15 protein-coding genes and 1 other annotated feature are annotated in these 16,654 nt (G+C 52.6%); of the genes, 5 read left to right on the forward strand and 10 right to left on the reverse strand.

All coding sequences use genetic code 11. From position 1 onward, the window contains the following. Window positions 1–98: 98 nt before the first annotated feature. Complete coding sequence (gene ushA / locus NNO03_RS10325) at window positions 99–1,751, reverse strand: bifunctional UDP-sugar hydrolase/5'-nucleotidase UshA (RefSeq protein ID WP_271449465.1); 1,653 nt, start codon at window positions 1,749–1,751, stop codon at window positions 99–101. Window positions 1,752–1,925: 174 nt separating this feature from the next. On the opposite strand from ushA, the gene fsr reads away from it, so the two are divergent. Both fsr and ybaL read left to right on the forward strand, forming a co-directional pair. Then, window positions 1,926–3,146, forward strand: coding sequence for a fosmidomycin MFS transporter (gene fsr / locus NNO03_RS10330; RefSeq protein ID WP_121584311.1), 1,221 nt, complete (start codon window positions 1,926–1,928; stop codon window positions 3,144–3,146). A 225-nt stretch (window positions 3,147–3,371) separates the two neighbouring features. Further along, complete coding sequence (gene ybaL / locus NNO03_RS10335; protein WP_271449466.1) at window positions 3,372–5,051, forward strand: YbaL family putative K(+) efflux transporter; 1,680 nt, start codon at window positions 3,372–3,374, stop codon at window positions 5,049–5,051. A 91-nt stretch (window positions 5,052–5,142) separates the two neighbouring features. Here ybaL and gsk read toward each other — a convergent pair whose 3' ends face one another. Beyond that, the gene (gene gsk, locus NNO03_RS10340; RefSeq protein WP_137384601.1) at window positions 5,143–6,447 is read right to left on the reverse strand and encodes an inosine/guanosine kinase; all 1,305 of its coding nucleotides are present in this window, start codon (window positions 6,445–6,447) and stop codon (window positions 5,143–5,145) included. Between the two features lie 153 nt (window positions 6,448–6,600). Here gsk and aes point away from each other — a divergent pair, with 153 nt between their 5' ends. Beyond that, window positions 6,601–7,560, forward strand: coding sequence for an acetyl esterase (aes, locus tag NNO03_RS10345; RefSeq protein ID WP_271449467.1), 960 nt, complete (start codon window positions 6,601–6,603; stop codon window positions 7,558–7,560). Here aes and hemH read toward each other — a convergent pair. The 8 genes from hemH to NNO03_RS10385 all read right to left on the reverse strand — a co-directional run bounded on the left by hemH (window position 7,557) and on the right by NNO03_RS10385 (window position 15,859). Further along, entirely contained in the window at window positions 7,557–8,519 is a 963-nt protein-coding gene (hemH, locus tag NNO03_RS10350) for a ferrochelatase (protein WP_271449468.1), read from the reverse strand. The two genes, aes and hemH, sit on opposite strands and share 4 nt — an antisense overlap. A gap of 138 nt (window positions 8,520–8,657) precedes the next feature. Then, window positions 8,658–9,302 (reverse strand): adenylate kinase, encoded by a 645-nt coding sequence (gene adk / locus NNO03_RS10355; protein WP_003021773.1) that lies wholly within the window; start codon window positions 9,300–9,302, stop codon window positions 8,658–8,660. Between the two features lie 237 nt (window positions 9,303–9,539). Next, window positions 9,540–11,414, reverse strand: coding sequence for a molecular chaperone HtpG (gene htpG, locus NNO03_RS10360; RefSeq protein ID WP_271449469.1), 1,875 nt, complete (start codon window positions 11,412–11,414; stop codon window positions 9,540–9,542). 110 nt (window positions 11,415–11,524) lie between these two features. Continuing rightward, window positions 11,525–12,130, reverse strand: a complete 606-nt coding sequence (recR, locus tag NNO03_RS10365) for a recombination mediator RecR (protein WP_079938353.1) — start codon at window positions 12,128–12,130, stop codon at window positions 11,525–11,527. Next, complete coding sequence (locus NNO03_RS10370) at window positions 12,130–12,459, reverse strand: YbaB/EbfC family nucleoid-associated protein (RefSeq protein ID WP_003021764.1); 330 nt, start codon at window positions 12,457–12,459, stop codon at window positions 12,130–12,132. Before NNO03_RS10370 ends, recR begins: the two co-directional genes overlap by 1 nt. A gap of 57 nt (window positions 12,460–12,516) precedes the next feature. After that, window positions 12,517–14,442, reverse strand: a complete 1,926-nt coding sequence (gene dnaX, locus NNO03_RS10375; protein WP_271449470.1) for a DNA polymerase III subunit gamma/tau — start codon at window positions 14,440–14,442, stop codon at window positions 12,517–12,519. Then, window positions 13,120–13,184 (reverse strand) — a sequence feature (DnaX frameshifting element). It overlaps the preceding gene by 65 nt. Window positions 14,443–14,652: 210 nt before the next feature. Next, window positions 14,653–15,204, reverse strand: coding sequence for an adenine phosphoribosyltransferase (gene apt / locus NNO03_RS10380; RefSeq protein ID WP_006685676.1), 552 nt, complete (start codon window positions 15,202–15,204; stop codon window positions 14,653–14,655). 277 nt (window positions 15,205–15,481) lie between these two features. Beyond that, window positions 15,482–15,859 carry a DUF454 family protein gene (locus NNO03_RS10385; protein WP_271449471.1) on the reverse strand — a complete coding sequence of 126 codons (378 nt, stop codon included), beginning with the start codon at window positions 15,857–15,859 and terminating at the stop codon, window positions 15,482–15,484. A 69-nt stretch (window positions 15,860–15,928) separates the two neighbouring features. Between NNO03_RS10385 and priC the strand changes: the two genes are divergently transcribed. Both priC and rsmS read left to right on the forward strand, forming a co-directional pair. Next, window positions 15,929–16,456 carry a primosomal replication protein N'' gene (priC, locus tag NNO03_RS10390; RefSeq protein ID WP_271449472.1) on the forward strand — a complete coding sequence of 176 codons (528 nt, stop codon included), beginning with the start codon at window positions 15,929–15,931 and terminating at the stop codon, window positions 16,454–16,456. 14 nt (window positions 16,457–16,470) lie between these two features. Beyond that, on the forward strand, window positions 16,471–16,638 hold the full coding sequence (gene rsmS, locus NNO03_RS10395; protein ID WP_096758034.1) for a pleiotropic regulatory protein RsmS: 168 nt from the start codon (window positions 16,471–16,473) through the stop codon (window positions 16,636–16,638). The last annotated feature ends 16 nt before the right edge of the window (window positions 16,639–16,654 follow it).

The following is a 16,654-nucleotide window of genomic DNA, read 5'->3' on the forward strand; positions in this document are numbered from 1 at the left end:
TTGCCTGATGGCGCGCAGCTTTAAGGCCTACAAACCGAATACGCTTACAGCCTGTAGGCCGGATAAGGTGCCAGCACCGCCATCCGGCACTCCCCCTGTTACTGCCAGGTAACTTCACCCTTCGGCTCATACATACTGGCATCCAGCGGTGAGTTTTTCTGTACGTACTCTTTCAGCACTTCCGCATCGATAAACCCGGTATTCACATAACCTGGCTTGTTATCAATTCGCGGATAACCATCGCCGCCGGTGGCATTGAAGCTCAGCGTTGCCATGCGATACGTTTTAGCCGGGTCAACAGGTTCGCCTTTGATTTTCAGATCGTTAAGTTTACCGTCTTTCGCCACAAAGCTGACGTTGGCAAACTGCGGATAGGCCCCGGAGTCCGGCTTCATTTGCGCCACGGCGGTCAGATAGTCAATCACCTCTTTCCCACTCATGTCGGCATACACCACAATATTGCCGAACGGTTGTACCTTCAGCACACTCTTATAGGTGATATCACCGGCTTCGATGGAATCACGGATGCCGCCGCCGCTCATCACGCCAAAATCAGCGCCGGTGCGTGCCATTTGCGCAGCAAGCAGCAGATGCCCCATGTTGGTCTGCACAAAGCGCACCTTGCTACGGTCACCTTCCAGACGCGCATTTACACTGCCAATTTTGACATCCAACTGCGCTTTGCCTTTATTCTGGAATGGCGTCAGTAACGACAGCATTTGCTGATTTTCAGCGATTTCCGGGGTGTAGAGTACGCGCTCACTTTTACCGTTGTCCCAAGTCACTTTTTTCTTCAGGTTTACCGGAATGAGTTGGTAGTTGACCATTTTCATTTCGCCATTGCGGAATTCAAAGTCCGCCCGGCCAACGTATTTACCCCACTCATGCGCCTGCACAATCCAGATACCGTTTTGCTTATCTGGCGCACATGGCGTACCCGGTACGTAATCAACCTGCTTTTTGTTTTCCGATGCCATGCACACCGGATCCTGTGAGTGACCACCCACAATCATCGCCAGCGCCCCGGTGGGCAGGCTACGCGCCATTTCGACATCGCCAGGGGCGTTCGAGCCGTGATTGCCGTTGTCATAATGCCCCATATGCGTGGTAGCGATGATGATGTCTGGCTTTTCATTCATATTGAGTTCCTGGATAACCAGCTTTGCTTCTTCCGCAGGTTTGCGAAACTCAATATCGGTGAAGAACTCCGGGTTGCCAATTTTCGCCGTATCATCGGTTGTTAAACCAAGAACCGCGATTTTTAAATCCTGGCGCTTAAAGATAGCCCACGGCTTAAACAAACGTTCGCCGGTGCTTTTCTGATAGATATTGGCTGAGAGAAACGGGAATTTGGACCATTTTTCCTGCTGGCGTAGCACGGTAAGCGGGTTATCAAATTCGTGATTGCCAACTGCCATCGCGTCATAGCCAATCAGGTTCATGCCGCGAAAATCAGGTTCTGCATCCTGAAGATCGGATTCTGGTACACCGGTGTTGATATCACCGCCGGAAAGCAGCAGTACGCTTCCCCCTTCTTCCGCCACTTCTTTACGAATACCGTCCACCAGCGTTTTTTGCGCCGCCAGTCCATATTCCCCGTATTCGCTGCGCCAGAAGTGACCGTGATGATCGTTGGTATGCAGAATGGTAATTTTGTAGGTTTTATCTTTTTCGTACGCTTGTGCAGGCTGGCCTGCCAGCGTAAATGCGGCCAATAACGCCAGCGCCACGCCCCGTTTCAAAAACTTCATATTTCTCTCCCTGAGCCAATATCAACGACTGAAATTACAATGATATAAAATAATAGTCGAAAATGTTTTCAGAAATGAGACTTCCTTCAAACACCTTCCGCAGGTATGTTAGGCAAGTAATAATAACAAATTAGATTACCCTCATAATCGCAACCCAAACAGAAGTGACTTTCTATGGCAATAAGTGAACCAACCCAGCCAGTGGCTGGCGCGTCAGCGTCGGTTGCTAAAGCACGCACCTCATTTGGCATTTTAGGGGCGATCAGCCTCTCTCATCTGCTAAACGATATGATCCAATCGCTGATTCTGGCGATTTATCCGCTTTTACAGTCAGAGTTTTCACTGACGTTTATGCAGATCGGGATGATTACGCTAACCTTCCAGCTCGCCTCTTCGCTGCTGCAACCGGTTGTCGGCTACTGGACGGACAAATACCCTATGCCATGGTCGCTACCGATTGGAATGTGCTTCACGCTGAGTGGGCTTGTGCTACTGGCGATGGCAGGCAGTTTCCATATGGTCTTGCTCGCCGCAGCGCTGGTCGGTACCGGGTCTTCAGTATTCCATCCGGAATCCTCTCGCGTGGCGCGTATGGCCTCCGGTGGCCGTCATGGGCTGGCTCAATCTATTTTCCAGGTCGGTGGTAACTTCGGTAGTTCTCTGGGGCCACTACTGGCCGCTGTCATCATCGCGCCATACGGTAAGGGTAATGTAGCCTGGTTCGTACTGGCGGCCCTGCTGGCGATTGTGGTACTGGCACAGATTAGCCGTTGGTACGCCGCACAACATCGGATGAGTAAAGGAAAGCCAAAGGTCGCCATCGTCAATCCGCTACCACGAAATAAAGTGGTACTGGCGGTGGGGATTCTGCTGGTGCTGATTTTCTCCAAATACTTCTATATGGCGAGCATCAGTAGCTATTACACCTTTTATCTGATGCAAAAATTCGGATTATCGGTACAGAATGCCCAGTTCCACCTGTTTGCCTTCCTGTTTGCCGTTGCGGCCGGGACGGTAATTGGTGGGCCATTAGGTGATAAGATTGGCAGAAAATATGTTATTTGGGGCTCTATCCTCGGCGTAGCGCCGTTTACCCTCATTTTGCCCTATGCGACCCTTGAATGGACTGGGATTTTAACCGTGATCATTGGTTTTATCCTCGCATCGGCCTTTTCTGCCATTCTGGTCTATGCACAGGAGCTACTTCCGGGCCGTATCGGTATGGTTTCTGGGCTATTTTTCGGTTTTGCCTTCGGCATGGGCGGCTTGGGTGCCGCGGTGTTAGGACTGATTGCCGACCATACCAGTATCGATTTGGTCTATAAAATATGTGCTTTCCTGCCTCTTCTGGGGATACTGACCATATTCTTACCTGATAACCGACATAAAGCCTGATTTTCTGACGGCCAAAAGTAAACTTTGGCCGTCATCACTTACAGTGACCATCAGCCTTTGCCTCATACATCCCCCCGTAGTTTTCCGATCCGTGCTTTTTTACGCTTAAAATCCTATTTTCATCAAAATTCAATAATTATTCATAAACATAAACATTAAAATTGTCATAAACTATTACTCGGAATTTGGGTTTTCAGGATCAACACAGCAACCAAAGGAGACGGAATGCATCACGCCACCCCGCTTATCACCACCATTGTCGGCGGCCTTGTGCTCGCTTTTATATTAGGCATGATTGCCAATAAACTACGTATTTCTCCTCTGGTGGGATATCTGTTAGCGGGCGTTCTGGCCGGTCCATTTACACCTGGTTTTGTTGCTGATACTAAGCTTGCACCTGAACTGGCGGAGCTTGGCGTTATCCTACTGATGTTCGGCGTGGGGCTGCACTTCTCCTTGAAGGATTTAATGGCGGTAAAGTCCATCGCCATTCCCGGCGCTATCGCCCAAATTGCCGTGGCGACGCTACTGGGTATGGCGCTTTCAGCAATAATGGGCTGGTCGCTGATGGTCGGTATCGTCTTTGGGCTGTGTCTTTCAACCGCCAGTACCGTGGTGCTGTTACGTGCGCTTGAAGAACGGCAGCTCATTGATAGCCAGCGCGGGCAAATCGCGATTGGCTGGCTGATTGTCGAAGATTTGATGATGGTGCTGACGCTGGTTCTCCTGCCTGCTGTCGCCGGAATGCTGGAAAAAGAAAACGTCGGCTTTACTTCGCTGGCCGTGGATATGGGCATTACCATCGGTAAGGTCGTGGCATTTATCGCCATTATGATGCTGGTTGGTCGCCGGCTGGTACCGTGGATTATGGCCCGCAGCGCCGCAACAGGTTCCCGCGAACTGTTTACCCTGTCGGTGCTGGCGTTAGCGCTGGGTATCGCCTTTGGCGCGGTGGAGCTGTTCGATGTTTCCTTTGCACTGGGTGCGTTCTTTGCCGGTATGGTGCTGAACGAGTCAGAATTGAGCCACCGAGCGGCGCACGATACCCTACCGCTACGCGATGCTTTCGCCGTACTGTTCTTTGTTTCCGTCGGTATGCTGTTTGATCCGTTAGTCCTGATCCAGCAGCCACTGGCCGTGCTGGGTACTCTGGCGATTATTATCTTCGGTAAATCCGTCGCTGCCTACTTCCTGGTACGCCTGTTTGGTCACTCTCAGCGTACAGCGCTCACCATTGCTACCAGCCTGGCGCAGATTGGTGAGTTTGCCTTTATCCTGGCGGGCCTCGGTATGGCGCTGAATCTTTTACCCCAAGCCGGGCAAAACCTGGTGCTGGCAGGGGCGATTCTCTCCATTATGCTCAACCCGGTACTGTTTGCTGTATTAGAGAAATATCTCGCCAAAACCGAAACGCTGGAAGAGCAGACGCTGGAAGAGGCTATCGAAGAAGAGAAGCAGATCCCGGTTGATATTTGTAATCATGCACTGCTGGTCGGTTTTGGTCGTGTCGGCAGCCTGTTAGGTGAAAAGCTGATGGCGGCGGGTATCCCGCTGGTCGTTATTGAAACATCGCGCACCCGCGTGGATGAACTGCGTGAACGTGGGATCCGCGCAGTACTCGGTAACGCGGCTAACGAAGAAATTATGAATCTGGCGCATCTGGATTGCGCACGCTGGCTGCTGCTGACCATTCCAAATGGTTACGAAGCGGGTGAGATTGTCGCGTGTGCACGTCAGAAGTGCCCGTCGATTGAGATTATCGCCCGCGCGCATTATGACGATGAAGTGGAATATATCACCGAGCGTGGGGCTAATCAGGTCGTCATGGGCGAGCGTGAAATCGCCCGCACTATGCTGGAACTGATTGAAACACCGCCTGCCGGTGACGTTGCTACGGCCAGTTAATGTTACGTGCCGGATGGCGCTTACGCTTATCCGGCCTACGTATTCCCACACTGGTGTAAGCCCGATAAGCGCAGCGCTATCGGGCAAGAACTCAGCGATCCCAGTACGACTCTTCGAGACTGTCTTCACGCTCCGGCAACCCCCGCGTCAGACGCGGTGAATGCTGGTTCAGCACCTGATAACTCACGCGATTAGCATATTTACACACCTGGGCTAAAGATGAATAAGTCAGCCAGGTATATTTGTGTTTGCTGGAGTTAGGTACATTGCCGCGGTGATAGCTGTTCGCGGTAATATCATGCAGCAATGCAGCCAATGCACCGTCGCCAGCACCGTTGGTGTTCATGATTTTTTCAGGCCCGCCCATATATGGTGCGATATGTGAATACACACGCAGCGGATTCGTACAATCTTTATGGCGCATTGCGCGGCTAAATTCGTACTGGTTGAATTCAGCAATAGCGCCTGGCAGCAGCGGATGCTGAGTTTTGCGTTTCGCCTCTTCTTCAGTAAAGCCGGCCATATACAGTCCCACCGGACCGGCAGTACACAAGACTAAATCTACCCAATCCAGTGCCTTATCTGACGCCAGCAGCGGATCGTTTTCACCGGTCAGCGCTTCAGCTTCTTCTTCGTTCATCGCCAGAATAGAGACATTCTCTTTCAGAAATTCCTGCCACCACTGTGGGTTATCCGCAATAACGAATTTGGTCCCCAATGTCAGTACCACCGGAACGTTGTGCTTTTTGGCAAATTCAATCGCCTTCATGGTCGCTTCAGGCATCGGTTCGCCCGGCTTACAGCGCACCAGATAGGAGGTCAGCACCAGCGCGGAAGCCCCGGCAATCACCGATTCAGGGATACTCTCCGCACGCAACTGGTTCATGTGACCGGGGCTGATGGCAAATGTGCGCTCGCCGGATTCACCAATCAGTGTAAAGCAGCGGCCAATCGGGCCATCTACACCCTGCAGATAGTTCAAATCGGTGCGGCTGGAGGTGTTGCATAAATAGCGATACGCGTAGCTACCAATTTCGATATTGCTGCACATCACACCCAACAGCACCGAGCGGTCGTCTGCCAGCACGGAGTAGTTATGCATGGTGTTACCGATGGTGCCACCTGCAAACTGATGGGTGATCAGGTTTTCGCGTACCAGCTCCTGGTAGAGTGCTTCCGCAACATCATCTTCAATCACCAGAGAGTGCCCGGCGCTTAATCCATAACGTTTTACAAAATCATCATCCACTTTGGCTTCAATATCCACCAGCGTTTGGTCGATACCGACTACCCAGGCCGCGCTGGTCTCATTTTCAGGCTGAATTTGTTGCAGCAACGGATCGCGCGCGCTGACGGGGAAATAGTGTTTGGATTTACGTTTACCGGGAAATTTCATGGTCGATTATATGGGTGGTTAACTGAGCGATGCATGGTAGCACATTACCTGATATGCATGCGATGCGGCGCTAAGTTTCAATATCGGACGGCGGGATCGCAGTTTATCCGGTCTCAGTTTCTACAATAAATCATCGTCCACAAGGAGCGTTTTATGAAGCCGGATAACAAGATCCCCGTACTCGACAGAATTTCAGATGAAATGAAGGCTGTGGTGAATTTTCATCGCGACGATCTGCCGCCCTGGCCCGCTGCCGATGATATCGTGGCCCAACGAAAGTACTACATACATGAACGGCAATTCTGGAATGCTGATGCACCGCAAATGAGTACCCAAGAGTGTGCGGTTTCCACCCGCTATGGCTCTGTTAACACACGTATTTATTCACCGCAGCCTCACAGCCAGGCCACGCTCTATTATTTACACGGCGGCGGCTTTATTCTCGGTAATCTGGATACGCACGATCGCATTATGCGTCTACTGGCGCACTACACGCAGTGCACAGTCATTGGCATCGACTACTCACTGTCGCCAGAAGCGCGCTTCCCGCAGGCCATCGAAGAGATTGTCGCCGCCTGCCAATATTTCCATCACCACGCCGACGATTATTCTCTCAATGTGAAACATATTGGTTTTGCCGGCGATTCCGCAGGTGCCATGCTGGCACTCGCCAGTGCGTTGTGGTTACGTGATAAACAGATCCCCTGCGGTAAGGTCATTGGCGTACTGTTGTGGTACGGGCTTTACGGTCTGCAGGATTCGCTTAGCCGCCGACTGATGGGCGGAGCGTGGGATGGTTTAGAACGTGAGGATCTGCAGATGTACGAAAATGCCTATCTGCGTAGCGTCGACGATCGTGAGTCGCCGTATTATTGCCTGTTTAATAACGATCTTACGCACGACGTGCCGCCCTGCTTTATCGCCAGCGCCGAGTTCGATCCGTTGATTGATGACAGCCGGTTACTTTTCCAGACGCTGCATGCGCATCAGCAGACCTGTCAGTATCAAATGTACCCCGGCATGTTGCACGCCTTCCTGCATTATTCGCGGATGATGAAAACCGCCGATAAGGCTCTGCAGGATGGCGCGCGTTTCTTTAAGCAACAGCTTTAGCGGTAGGCTTCAGTCAGTTTTACCATCATTTCAATATGCTCCGGCGCGGCATTCAGCGCCGGAATATACTCATATTTCTTACCGCCAGCCTCGAGGAAAATCTCCCGGTTTTGCACCGCAATCTCTTCCAGTGTTTCGAGGCAATCTGCCGCAAAGCCTGGACACATCACCTGGATATGTCCGGTCCCTTTCTCCGCCAGCATTTTTAACGTTTCGTCAGTATATGGCGTCAACCAAGGCTCACGGCCAAAGCGTGACTGAAAGGTCATCATCACTTTTTCCGGGGCCAGGCCAAGCGCAGAGACCAGTTCACGAGTGGTATCACGGCAGCGCTGCGGGTAATCGTCGCCTTCATCGGCGTAGCGCTGCGGAATGCCGTGGTAGGAGAGCAGCAGTAAATCGGGTTCACCGTGCTGTGCAAACGAATCGCGGGCACTTTTAGCCAGCGCATCAATATAGCTGTTGTCGTCCGCGTAATCACGGATAAAGGAAACCCCAGGAATACCGCGCTTACGCGCCAGGATGCGCGCGAGTTCATCCCACACCGCCGCCACCGTCGAACAGGAGTATTGCGGGTACAGCGTTAACACCACAATGTGGTCAACGCCGCTTGCCATCAATTCATCAACCGCACTTTCCAGCGAAGGTGAACCGTAACTCATTCCCAGTGCGACGGGCGTATCGGGTAAACGCTCCGCCAGTGCCTGCTGCTGTGCACGACTGTAAACCATCAGTGGAGAACCCTCCTCCATCCAGATTGACTGGTACAGCTTTGCCACACGCGGCGCACGCAGCGGCAGGATCACACCACGCAGCAACGGCCACCACAGTAGACGGGACGTATCAACTACGCGGGTATCGCTTAAAAACTGGCGCAGGTAACGTTTAACAGCTTCAGGGGTTGGGGCATCGGGAGTGCCGAGATTAGCCAGCAGGATACCGGTTTTCGTCTGACGCATTACCGCCTCTTATCGATTCAAATTGTTGATAATTGTAGCGGAAAAGCGGAGAAGAAGAACTAATTGCTGTGAGAGGTAAGACGAGAATTTGCCGGATGGCGGTGTATACACCGCCATCCGGCATTAAGCGCGAAAAAATTAACCGAGGATTTTTTCCAGCGCTGCGCGAACGTCAGCCACGGCCTGAGTGCCGTCAACTTTCGCGTATTTGGTGTTACCCGCCTGCGCTTCTTTAGAATAGTAGCCGATCAGCGGAGCAGTCATCTGATGGTATTCCACCAGACGCTTACGTACGGTCTCTTCCTGATCGTCTTTACGGGTGGTCAGCTCTTCGCCGGTCACGTCGTCTTTACCTTCAACCTTAGGCGGATTGAATTTGATGTGGTAAACGCGGCCAGAAGCAGCGTGTACGCGACGACCAACGATACGATCAACGATCAGCTCATCCGGAACGTCAAACTCCAGAACGTAGTCCACGTTGATGCCCGCTTCTTTCATGGCATCAGCCTGCGGGATAGTACGCGGGAAGCCGTCCAGCAGGAAACCATTACGGCAGTCTTCCTGAGCAATACGCTCTTTTACCAGCGCGATCACCAGCTCATCAGTCACCAGCTTGCCGGCGTCCATGATGTCTTTCGCTTGTTTGCCCAGCTCGGAGCCAGATTTCACGGCGGCACGCAGCATATCACCGGTGGAGATTTGCGGAATACCATATTTCTCCATGATGAACTGAGCCTGAGTTCCTTTACCCGCGCCCGGAGCGCCAAGCAGAATGATACGCATTACGAAAATCCCCTTAAAGGTTGTCGATATTTTTTAAAAAGCGCTAAACGATACCACCATCACGCAATTGGCTCAAGAAAGACGCCTGACGCTGAAACGGTTAACGGCGGGAAAATTGAAAATAAGAAGAGAAAATGCCGGATAGCGGTGTAAACACCTTATCCGGCCTACGGTATACGAGATTTTGTAGGCCGGATAAGCGTTAACGCCATCCGGCATCACGTAACGCAACCGCTATCAGGATACCAGCAACTGGTTCATTCGACGGATGAACTGGTTAGGGTCTTCCAGCGTACCGCGCTCAGCAAACAACGCCTGATCCAGCAGCAATTCGACCCACTCTTTAAACTGCGCTTCGTCCTGAGTATCCGCCGTGCGTTTTACCAACACGTGGTCTGGGTTCAGTTCAAAGATATATTTCACTTCCGGCACAGCCTGGCCCGCAGCGGCAAACAGCTTCGCCATCTGGGTACTCATTTCGTCTGCGTCAGTGGTGACAATCGCTGGCGTATCGGTTAGACGGTGCGTCAGACGCACTTCTTTCACACGGTCGCCCAGCAGGGTTTTCACGCGTTCAACAAACGGCGTCAGCGCTTTTTCCGCTTCTTTTGCCGATTCATCAACTTCGTCTGCCAGCTTGTCGATAGACTCGTCAGCTTTAGCGACAGACTGGAACGCCTTACCGTCGAATTCAGTCAGGTAGTTCATCATCCACTCATCGATGCGGTCAGAAAGCAGCAGGACTTCGATACCTTTCTTACGCAGCAATTCGAGGTGCGGGCTGCTCTTCGCCGCCGCATAGCTGTCTGCAGTAATGTAGTAGATCTTCTCCTGCCCTTCTTTCATCCGTGAGACATAGTCTTCCAGCGACACGGTCTGTGCGGAAGAATCTGTGTGCGTAGACGCGAAGCGCATCAGCTTAGCGATGGTTTCCTGGTTAGCGTGATCTTCCGCCGGCCCTTCTTTCAGTACCAGGCCAAACTGTTTCCAGAAGGTCTGGTATTTTTCAGCGTCATCTTTTGCCAGTTTTTCCAGCATCTGCAATACACGTTTGGTCAGTGCGCTACGCAGATTACGGGTGACGGTGCTGTCCTGCAGGATCTCACGAGACACGTTCAGCGGCAGATCGTTGGAATCTATCAGACCGCGCACAAAGCGCAGATAGTTCGGCATGAACTGCTCAGCGTCATCCATGATGAATACACGTTGAACGTACAGTTTCAGACCATGCTTGTGATCGCGGTTCCACATATCCCACGGGGCCTGTGACGGAATGTACAGCAGGCTGGTGTATTCCTGCTTACCTTCCACACGGTTGTGGCTCCAGGTCAGCGGATCGGTGAAGTCATGCGCGATATGCTTGTAGAATTCGTTGTATTCGTCGTCTTTGATTTCTGACTTGTTACGCGTCCACAGCGCCTGTGCCTTGTTGATTTTCTCCCAGGAAACAACGGTTTCACCGTCTTTTTCTTCCTGTTTTTCAATCTCTACCGGCAGCGCGATATGATCGGAATATTTGCTGATGATGGAACGCACGCGCCAGTCATCCAGGAACTCGTCTTCCCCTTCACGCAGGTGCAGAGTGATTTCGGTACCGCGGTCTTCTTTGGTAATGTCGGCAACGGTGTATTCACCTTCGCCCGCAGATTCCCAGAACACACCGTTTTCAGGCTTATCACCCGCAGCACGGGTACGCACAGTGACTTTATCCGCCACAATAAACGCGGAATAGAAGCCTACCCCGAACTGGCCGATCAACTGGCTGTCTTTTGCCTGATCGGAGCCCATGGATTCGAGGAAAGATTTGGTACCGGATTTCGCAATGGTCCCCAGATGATCGATAACGTCATCACGGTTCATCCCCACGCCGTTATCCGCAATAGTCAACGTACGCTTATCTTTATCGAAGGAAACACGCACACGCAGCTCACCATCACCTTCATACAGGTCCGGATTAGACAGGGCGCGGAAACGCAGCTTGTCTGCCGCATCCGAGGCGTTAGAGATAAGCTCACGCAGGAAGATTTCTTTATTGGAATACAGAGAATGGATCATCAGGTGCAGAAGCTGTTTTACTTCTGACTGAAAACCACGAGTTTCTTGTCCTTTCATGTAGATCTACCTCAACAATGCCATTTTTAATGGTAAAAACACGTTGAGGGTGAAATGGGGACAAGCGGGAAGGATTTCAAGCGGAAGCCGCCGTCGCGGCCTCCGTTTGTTCAGAATTTAATCTTGTGTCGTCCTGCCAGAGAGTGCGACAGTGTCGTACCGTCGACCATTTCCAGCTCGCCGCCTACCGGTACGCCATGAGCGATACGGCTGGCTTCAACGCCATATTGCATACAAAGCTCAGCAATATAGTTGGCGGTTGCCTCTCCTTCGACCGTGGGATTGGTCGCCAGGATCAGTTCGTTGATGTGTTCAGACGCCAGTCGCTGCTCCAGACGATCGAGCCCGATATCATCAGGCCCGATACCATCCAGCGGCGACAGGTGTCCCATCAGCACAAAGTAACGTCCGGAAAACTGCCCGGTTTGCTCAATGGCGTAGATGTCCGCCGGACTCTCCACCACACAAATCTGACCATTTTCCTGGCGACGCGGGTTTGAACAGATGTTGCAGACGTCTTGCTCCGTGAAGGTGCGGCAATCGGCACAGTGGCCGATTTCCGACATCGCTTTCGTTAACGCCTGCGCCAGACGCATCCCGCCGCTGCGATCGCGCTGCAGGAGCGTGAACGCCATGCGCTGCGCCGACTTCGGGCCAACACCCGGCAGACAGCGCAATGCTTCCATCAGCTGAGTTAACAGCGGGCTGGTTTGCATCAGAACGGCATCTTAAAGCCAGGTGGCAACTGCATACCGGAGGAAACGGAGGCCATTTTCTCTTTCTGCGTTTCTTCAATGCGACGTGCCGCATCGTTGAATGCTGCAGCAACCAGATCTTCCAGCATCTCTTTGTCGTCTTCCAGCAGGCTTGGATCGATTTCCACGCGACGGCAGTTATGCGCACCGTTGATGGTCACTTTTACCAGACCTGCGCCAGATTCTCCGGTGACTTCCAGCTTGGCGACTTCTTCTTGCATCTGCTGCATTTTTTCTTGCATCTGCTGGGCCTGTTTCATCAGGTTACCCAGACCGCCTTTACCAAACATAGGCTTCTCTCTCAATCACGTTAAGGGATGACGACCGTCAAACCATTAGGCTCACGATCAAATGGGGCGAATACTCTCTTCGTCCAGGTCCGCGTCGAAAAAACGGCGCAGCGTCTGAATGTTATTATCCGCAATAATCGACTCACGCGCCTGCGCGAGTTTCTCTTCGTAAATGGCCTGACGCCATTCCAGCGGCGTACGCACCGCAGGATTATCATCTTCAACGATGGTCAATTCAACTGTTGACCCCGTTAAGGTACTCAATGCTTCAGCCAGTTTTTGCTGCGCGCCGCTGGAATTAAGATGGCGCTGCGTAGAACGCAGATGCAGGCAAACCACATTGCCATTTTCTTCTTTCCAGGCATTCAGCGCTACCTGCTCCACCAGTTTGGGCAACGAAAGCTGGCTCACCTGCGCAGCCCAGGGATCGCGCTCAATGGCTTCAGCCGCAAGCTTTGCGGCCAGCTCTGGCGTTTTTTCGTGTTCCAGCGCTTTTTTCAGCGCTTTCGGCGTGGCGACGACTTCTTTGACTTCTGCAACTGGATTGGTCGCTTTCCAGCGATAGGCTTCTTTTTTCGCCGGCGCGTTTTCCAGCGCAGAGACAGCAGGGCGAGCCTGAACACGTTCAGACACCGAAGCCAGTCTTTCCAGCGCAGCATTATTCACCGGCCGCGCGCGGGAAGCGGCTGCCGGTTCACTCTTTTTTGGTTTGGTCGCTCCCTGAGCGCGCTGCAGCTGACTACGTGCCGCCAGTACCTGGCTGGTGGCGTCAGATAACGGCACATCATGATGCACCGGTGCAGACTGTTGCGGTGGGACCTGGGTCGGGGTCAGCACCGCGGTGGGGGCGGCCGGAGCAAACGACTGTCGCGGTACTTCAGGCTCCGGAAGCGGCTGGCGCGGATGAAAAGCCAGTGCACGCAGCAGCGTCATTTCTACCCCCATACGTCGGTCTGGCGCATACGGTAATTCTTTGCGCCCAATTAACAACGTCTGGTAGTAAAGCTGCACATCGGTCGGTGGTACAGTCCGCGCCAGTTCGCGTAAACGCTGCTCAATTGCGGCCATATCACTGCCAAGCGCGGCGGGTGAAAGCTGTACCATCGCAATACGATGCAGCAAGGCCGACATCTCAACCAACAACGCTTCCCATTCAATGCCGCGCGCGGCGGCATCATGCAGCAGCGTCATGACGCGCTCACCATCCGCAGCAACAACCGCCTCAACGAGCGACAGCGCTTGATCGTCATCCAGCGTACCGAGCATAGTGCTCACCGCCTGGGTAGAGACCTGTCCATCGCCGCTGGCAATCGCCTGATCGGTCAGACTCAGCGCATCACGCAGGCTGCCATCCGCTGCACGGGCCAGCAACTGCAGCGCACGAGGCTCATGAACGATATGCTCTTCATTGAGGATATGTTCAAGCTGATGACGAATCTGCTCAACATCCAACGCCTTAAGGTGGAATTGCAAACAACGTGACAGGATAGTCACAGGCAGTTTTTGCGGATCGGTGGTCGCCAGCAGGAATTTGACGTGCGCAGGCGGCTCTTCGAGCGTTTTCAGTAAAGCGTTAAAACTGTGGCGCGACAGCATGTGCACTTCGTCGATCAGATAGACCTTAAAGCGACCACGCGCTGGCGCATACTGGACGTTATCCAGCAGATCGCGGGTGTCTTCAACTTTGGTTCGCGACGCAGCATCGATCTCAATCAGATCGACAAAACGCCCCTGCTCGATTTCGCGGCAGTTATCACATACACCACAAGGCGTAGCCGTGATGCCGGTTTCACAGTTCAGTCCCTTCGCCAACAAACGGGCGATAGAGGTTTTTCCGACGCCACGAGTGCCGGAAAAAAGATATGCATGATGAATACGCCCTAACGACAAGCCGTTCGCCAGTGCCGTCAGCACATGTTCCTGGCCGACTACGTCAGCAAAGGTTTGTGGGCGCCATTTTCGGGCTAAGACCTGATAACTCATTGGCAGGCTCTGAAAGGCTGGAGGGTGGATTCACAAGGGGGTAATGCTAACACAACCTCGCACCGACGGCGAGGTTGACACGTTATATTCGGGCGCTATCGTTACAGCCAGTTTGGTTTCGGGCAGCGCGCAGAAACCGGAACGTACACGCAGTACGTGAGGATGTTGAGCACTGACCGGAGCCAAAATGGCAAAAAAGAGAGTCCGAACTTAGTGGCCCGGGAATGGGACCAGGCTGTAACAAGTCAGCCCCTGTTTTTCCAGGCGTTGTTCGCCGCCCAGATCGAACAGATTAATGATAAAAGCAGCATCGGTCACTTCGCCGCCCAGACGACGGATCAGCTTCACGGTCGCTTCAATCGTGCCACCGGTTGCCAGCAGGTCGTCAACGACCAGAACTTTATCGCCTGGTTTGATGGCATCAACATGGATTTCCAGCTGATCGGTGCCGTATTCCAGCTCGTAGCTCTCAGCAATGACTTCACGCGGAAGCTTACGCGGTTTACGCACGGGAACAAACCCGACGCCCAGGCCCAACGCGACCGGTGCGCCAAACAGGAAGCCACGCGCTTCAGTACCGACCACTTTGGTAATACCGGCATTTTTGTAACGTTCAACCAGCAATTCGATGCTGAGCGCGTACGCTTTCGGGTCTTCCAGCAAACTGGTGACATCACGGAAAAGAATGCCCGGCTTCGGGTAGTCGTGGATGCTTTTGATGCTATTTTTGAGAAACTCAAGCTGCTGTGCAGTCGCGGTCATAAGTTTGTGCCTGATTAATACAGTATTACTTCACGGCGCACTATACACTTCATCCTTCAAGCTACCTCTTTGTTGGCTGCCTTCATTCATCCCAGTCACTTACTGATGTAAGCTCCGGGGATTCATTCAGTTGCCGCCTCGACGTATCTTGAATGATTTTGTGTCTATATTAAGGGCCAGGGTTACATTTGCTTAACCTTTGACCACCTGCGCCTGTGCTCGAAAACGGTTGAATTTACTGGCTGTGAGAGACAATTGCAACAGCGATTATTGTGCTTCAGTGCTTTTGTTGCTTTTCATCAACCACCGGGATTCGCCACATAAAAATCAGCAAACAGGTGAGAATCACCAGCAGCAGCACGCGAACCCACAACATATTAACGAACCACAACGAAACGCTAAAGGTCAGCACGATCAACAAAATAGCGCGAGGTTTGGCTCCCGGCGGCATCGCGCGGTGTTTTTGCCAGTGGCGCAAATAACCGCCAAACCACGAACGATAAAGCAGCCAGGCGTGAAAGCGAGGCGATGAACGCGCAAAACACCAGGCGGCCAGCAGGATAAATGGCGTGGTAGGCAACAGTGGCAATACAATGCCCAGCGTGCCTAACACTACCGCTACCCAGCCAATGATGATTAGAATAATGCGTTGCATAATATGAGTACTTAACACAGAGAATCGCTACTTTAGCATAACAGTTCTCATTTTCATCGGAGTGTTGTCGTGAAAACCGTCATGCTACTACAGAAGCTCGAAAGTCAACTCAATAGCCTGCGCCAGCAATGTGCCCCCCTGGCGCATCACGCAACGCTCAGCGCCCGTTTCGATCGTCATCTTTTTCGTACTCGCAGCACGCTGTTGCAGGCTTGTCTGGATGAAGCTGGCGATAATCTTGCCGCCCTGCGTCGTGCCGTTGAGCAGCAACAATTGCCGCAAATTGCCTGGCTTGCGGAACATCTCGCCTCACAGTTAGAAGCGATTTCACGCGAATCCGCCACCTGGTCACTGAGGGAGTGGGACAGCGCCTCACCGGGTCTTGCCCGCTGGCAACGTAAACGCGTTCAGCATCAGGAATTTGAACGGCGTCTGGTTGAGATGACACGTAAACGTAAAGAGCAATTGGCTCTGGCCTCGGGGTTTGAGGAGCAGCAAAAGCTGCACCGAGAAGTCGAGGCGTTCGAAGCACGACTGGCACGCTGCCGTCATGCGCTGGCAAGGATTGAAAACGTGCTGGCGCGTTTAACCCGCTAATCACCGGAGAATGTATGTCCCTTGAAAACGCCCCGGACGAGGTCAAATTGGCCGTCGATTTGATTGTTTTGCTTGAGGAGAATCAGCTACCAGCGCGCACGGTGCTACGCGCGCTGGAGATCGTTATGCGTGATTATGAAAACAAACTTAAAACGGCGGAAGACGCTTCGCAAACCGATTAATTGCTCTCTGGTCTGC

It is taken from the genome of Citrobacter sp. Igbk 16, from assembly GCF_028069755.1.
Classification (GTDB): domain Bacteria; phylum Pseudomonadota; class Gammaproteobacteria; order Enterobacterales; family Enterobacteriaceae; genus Citrobacter.

Coding starts and splice junctions, on each gene's coding strand:
- NNO03_RS10370 (WP_003021764.1), bottom strand. CDS start 12,459: ATGTTTGGTAAAGGCGGTCTGGGTAACCTGATGAAACAGGCCCAGCAG.
- ushA (WP_271449465.1), bottom strand. CDS start 1,751: ATGAAGTTTTTGAAACGGGGCGTGGCGCTGGCGTTATTGGCCGCATTT.
- hemH (WP_271449468.1), bottom strand. CDS start 8,519: ATGCGTCAGACGAAAACCGGTATCCTGCTGGCTAATCTCGGCACTCCC.
- gsk (WP_137384601.1), bottom strand. CDS start 6,447: ATGAAATTTCCCGGTAAACGTAAATCCAAACACTATTTCCCCGTCAGC.
- recR (WP_079938353.1), bottom strand. CDS start 12,130: ATGCAAACCAGCCCGCTGTTAACTCAGCTGATGGAAGCATTGCGCTGT.
- htpG (WP_271449469.1), bottom strand. CDS start 11,414: ATGAAAGGACAAGAAACTCGTGGTTTTCAGTCAGAAGTAAAACAGCTT.
- NNO03_RS10385 (WP_271449471.1), bottom strand. CDS start 15,859: ATGCAACGCATTATTCTAATCATCATTGGCTGGGTAGCGGTAGTGTTA.
- apt (WP_006685676.1), bottom strand. CDS start 15,204: ATGACCGCGACTGCACAGCAGCTTGAGTTTCTCAAAAATAGCATCAAA.
- aes (WP_271449467.1), top strand. CDS start 6,601: ATGAAGCCGGATAACAAGATCCCCGTACTCGACAGAATTTCAGATGAA.
- dnaX (WP_271449470.1), bottom strand. CDS start 14,442: ATGAGTTATCAGGTCTTAGCCCGAAAATGGCGCCCACAAACCTTTGCT.
- fsr (WP_121584311.1), top strand. CDS start 1,926: ATGGCAATAAGTGAACCAACCCAGCCAGTGGCTGGCGCGTCAGCGTCG.
- rsmS (WP_096758034.1), top strand. CDS start 16,471: ATGTCCCTTGAAAACGCCCCGGACGAGGTCAAATTGGCCGTCGATTTG.
- adk (WP_003021773.1), bottom strand. CDS start 9,302: ATGCGTATCATTCTGCTTGGCGCTCCGGGCGCGGGTAAAGGAACTCAG.
- ybaL (WP_271449466.1), top strand. CDS start 3,372: ATGCATCACGCCACCCCGCTTATCACCACCATTGTCGGCGGCCTTGTG.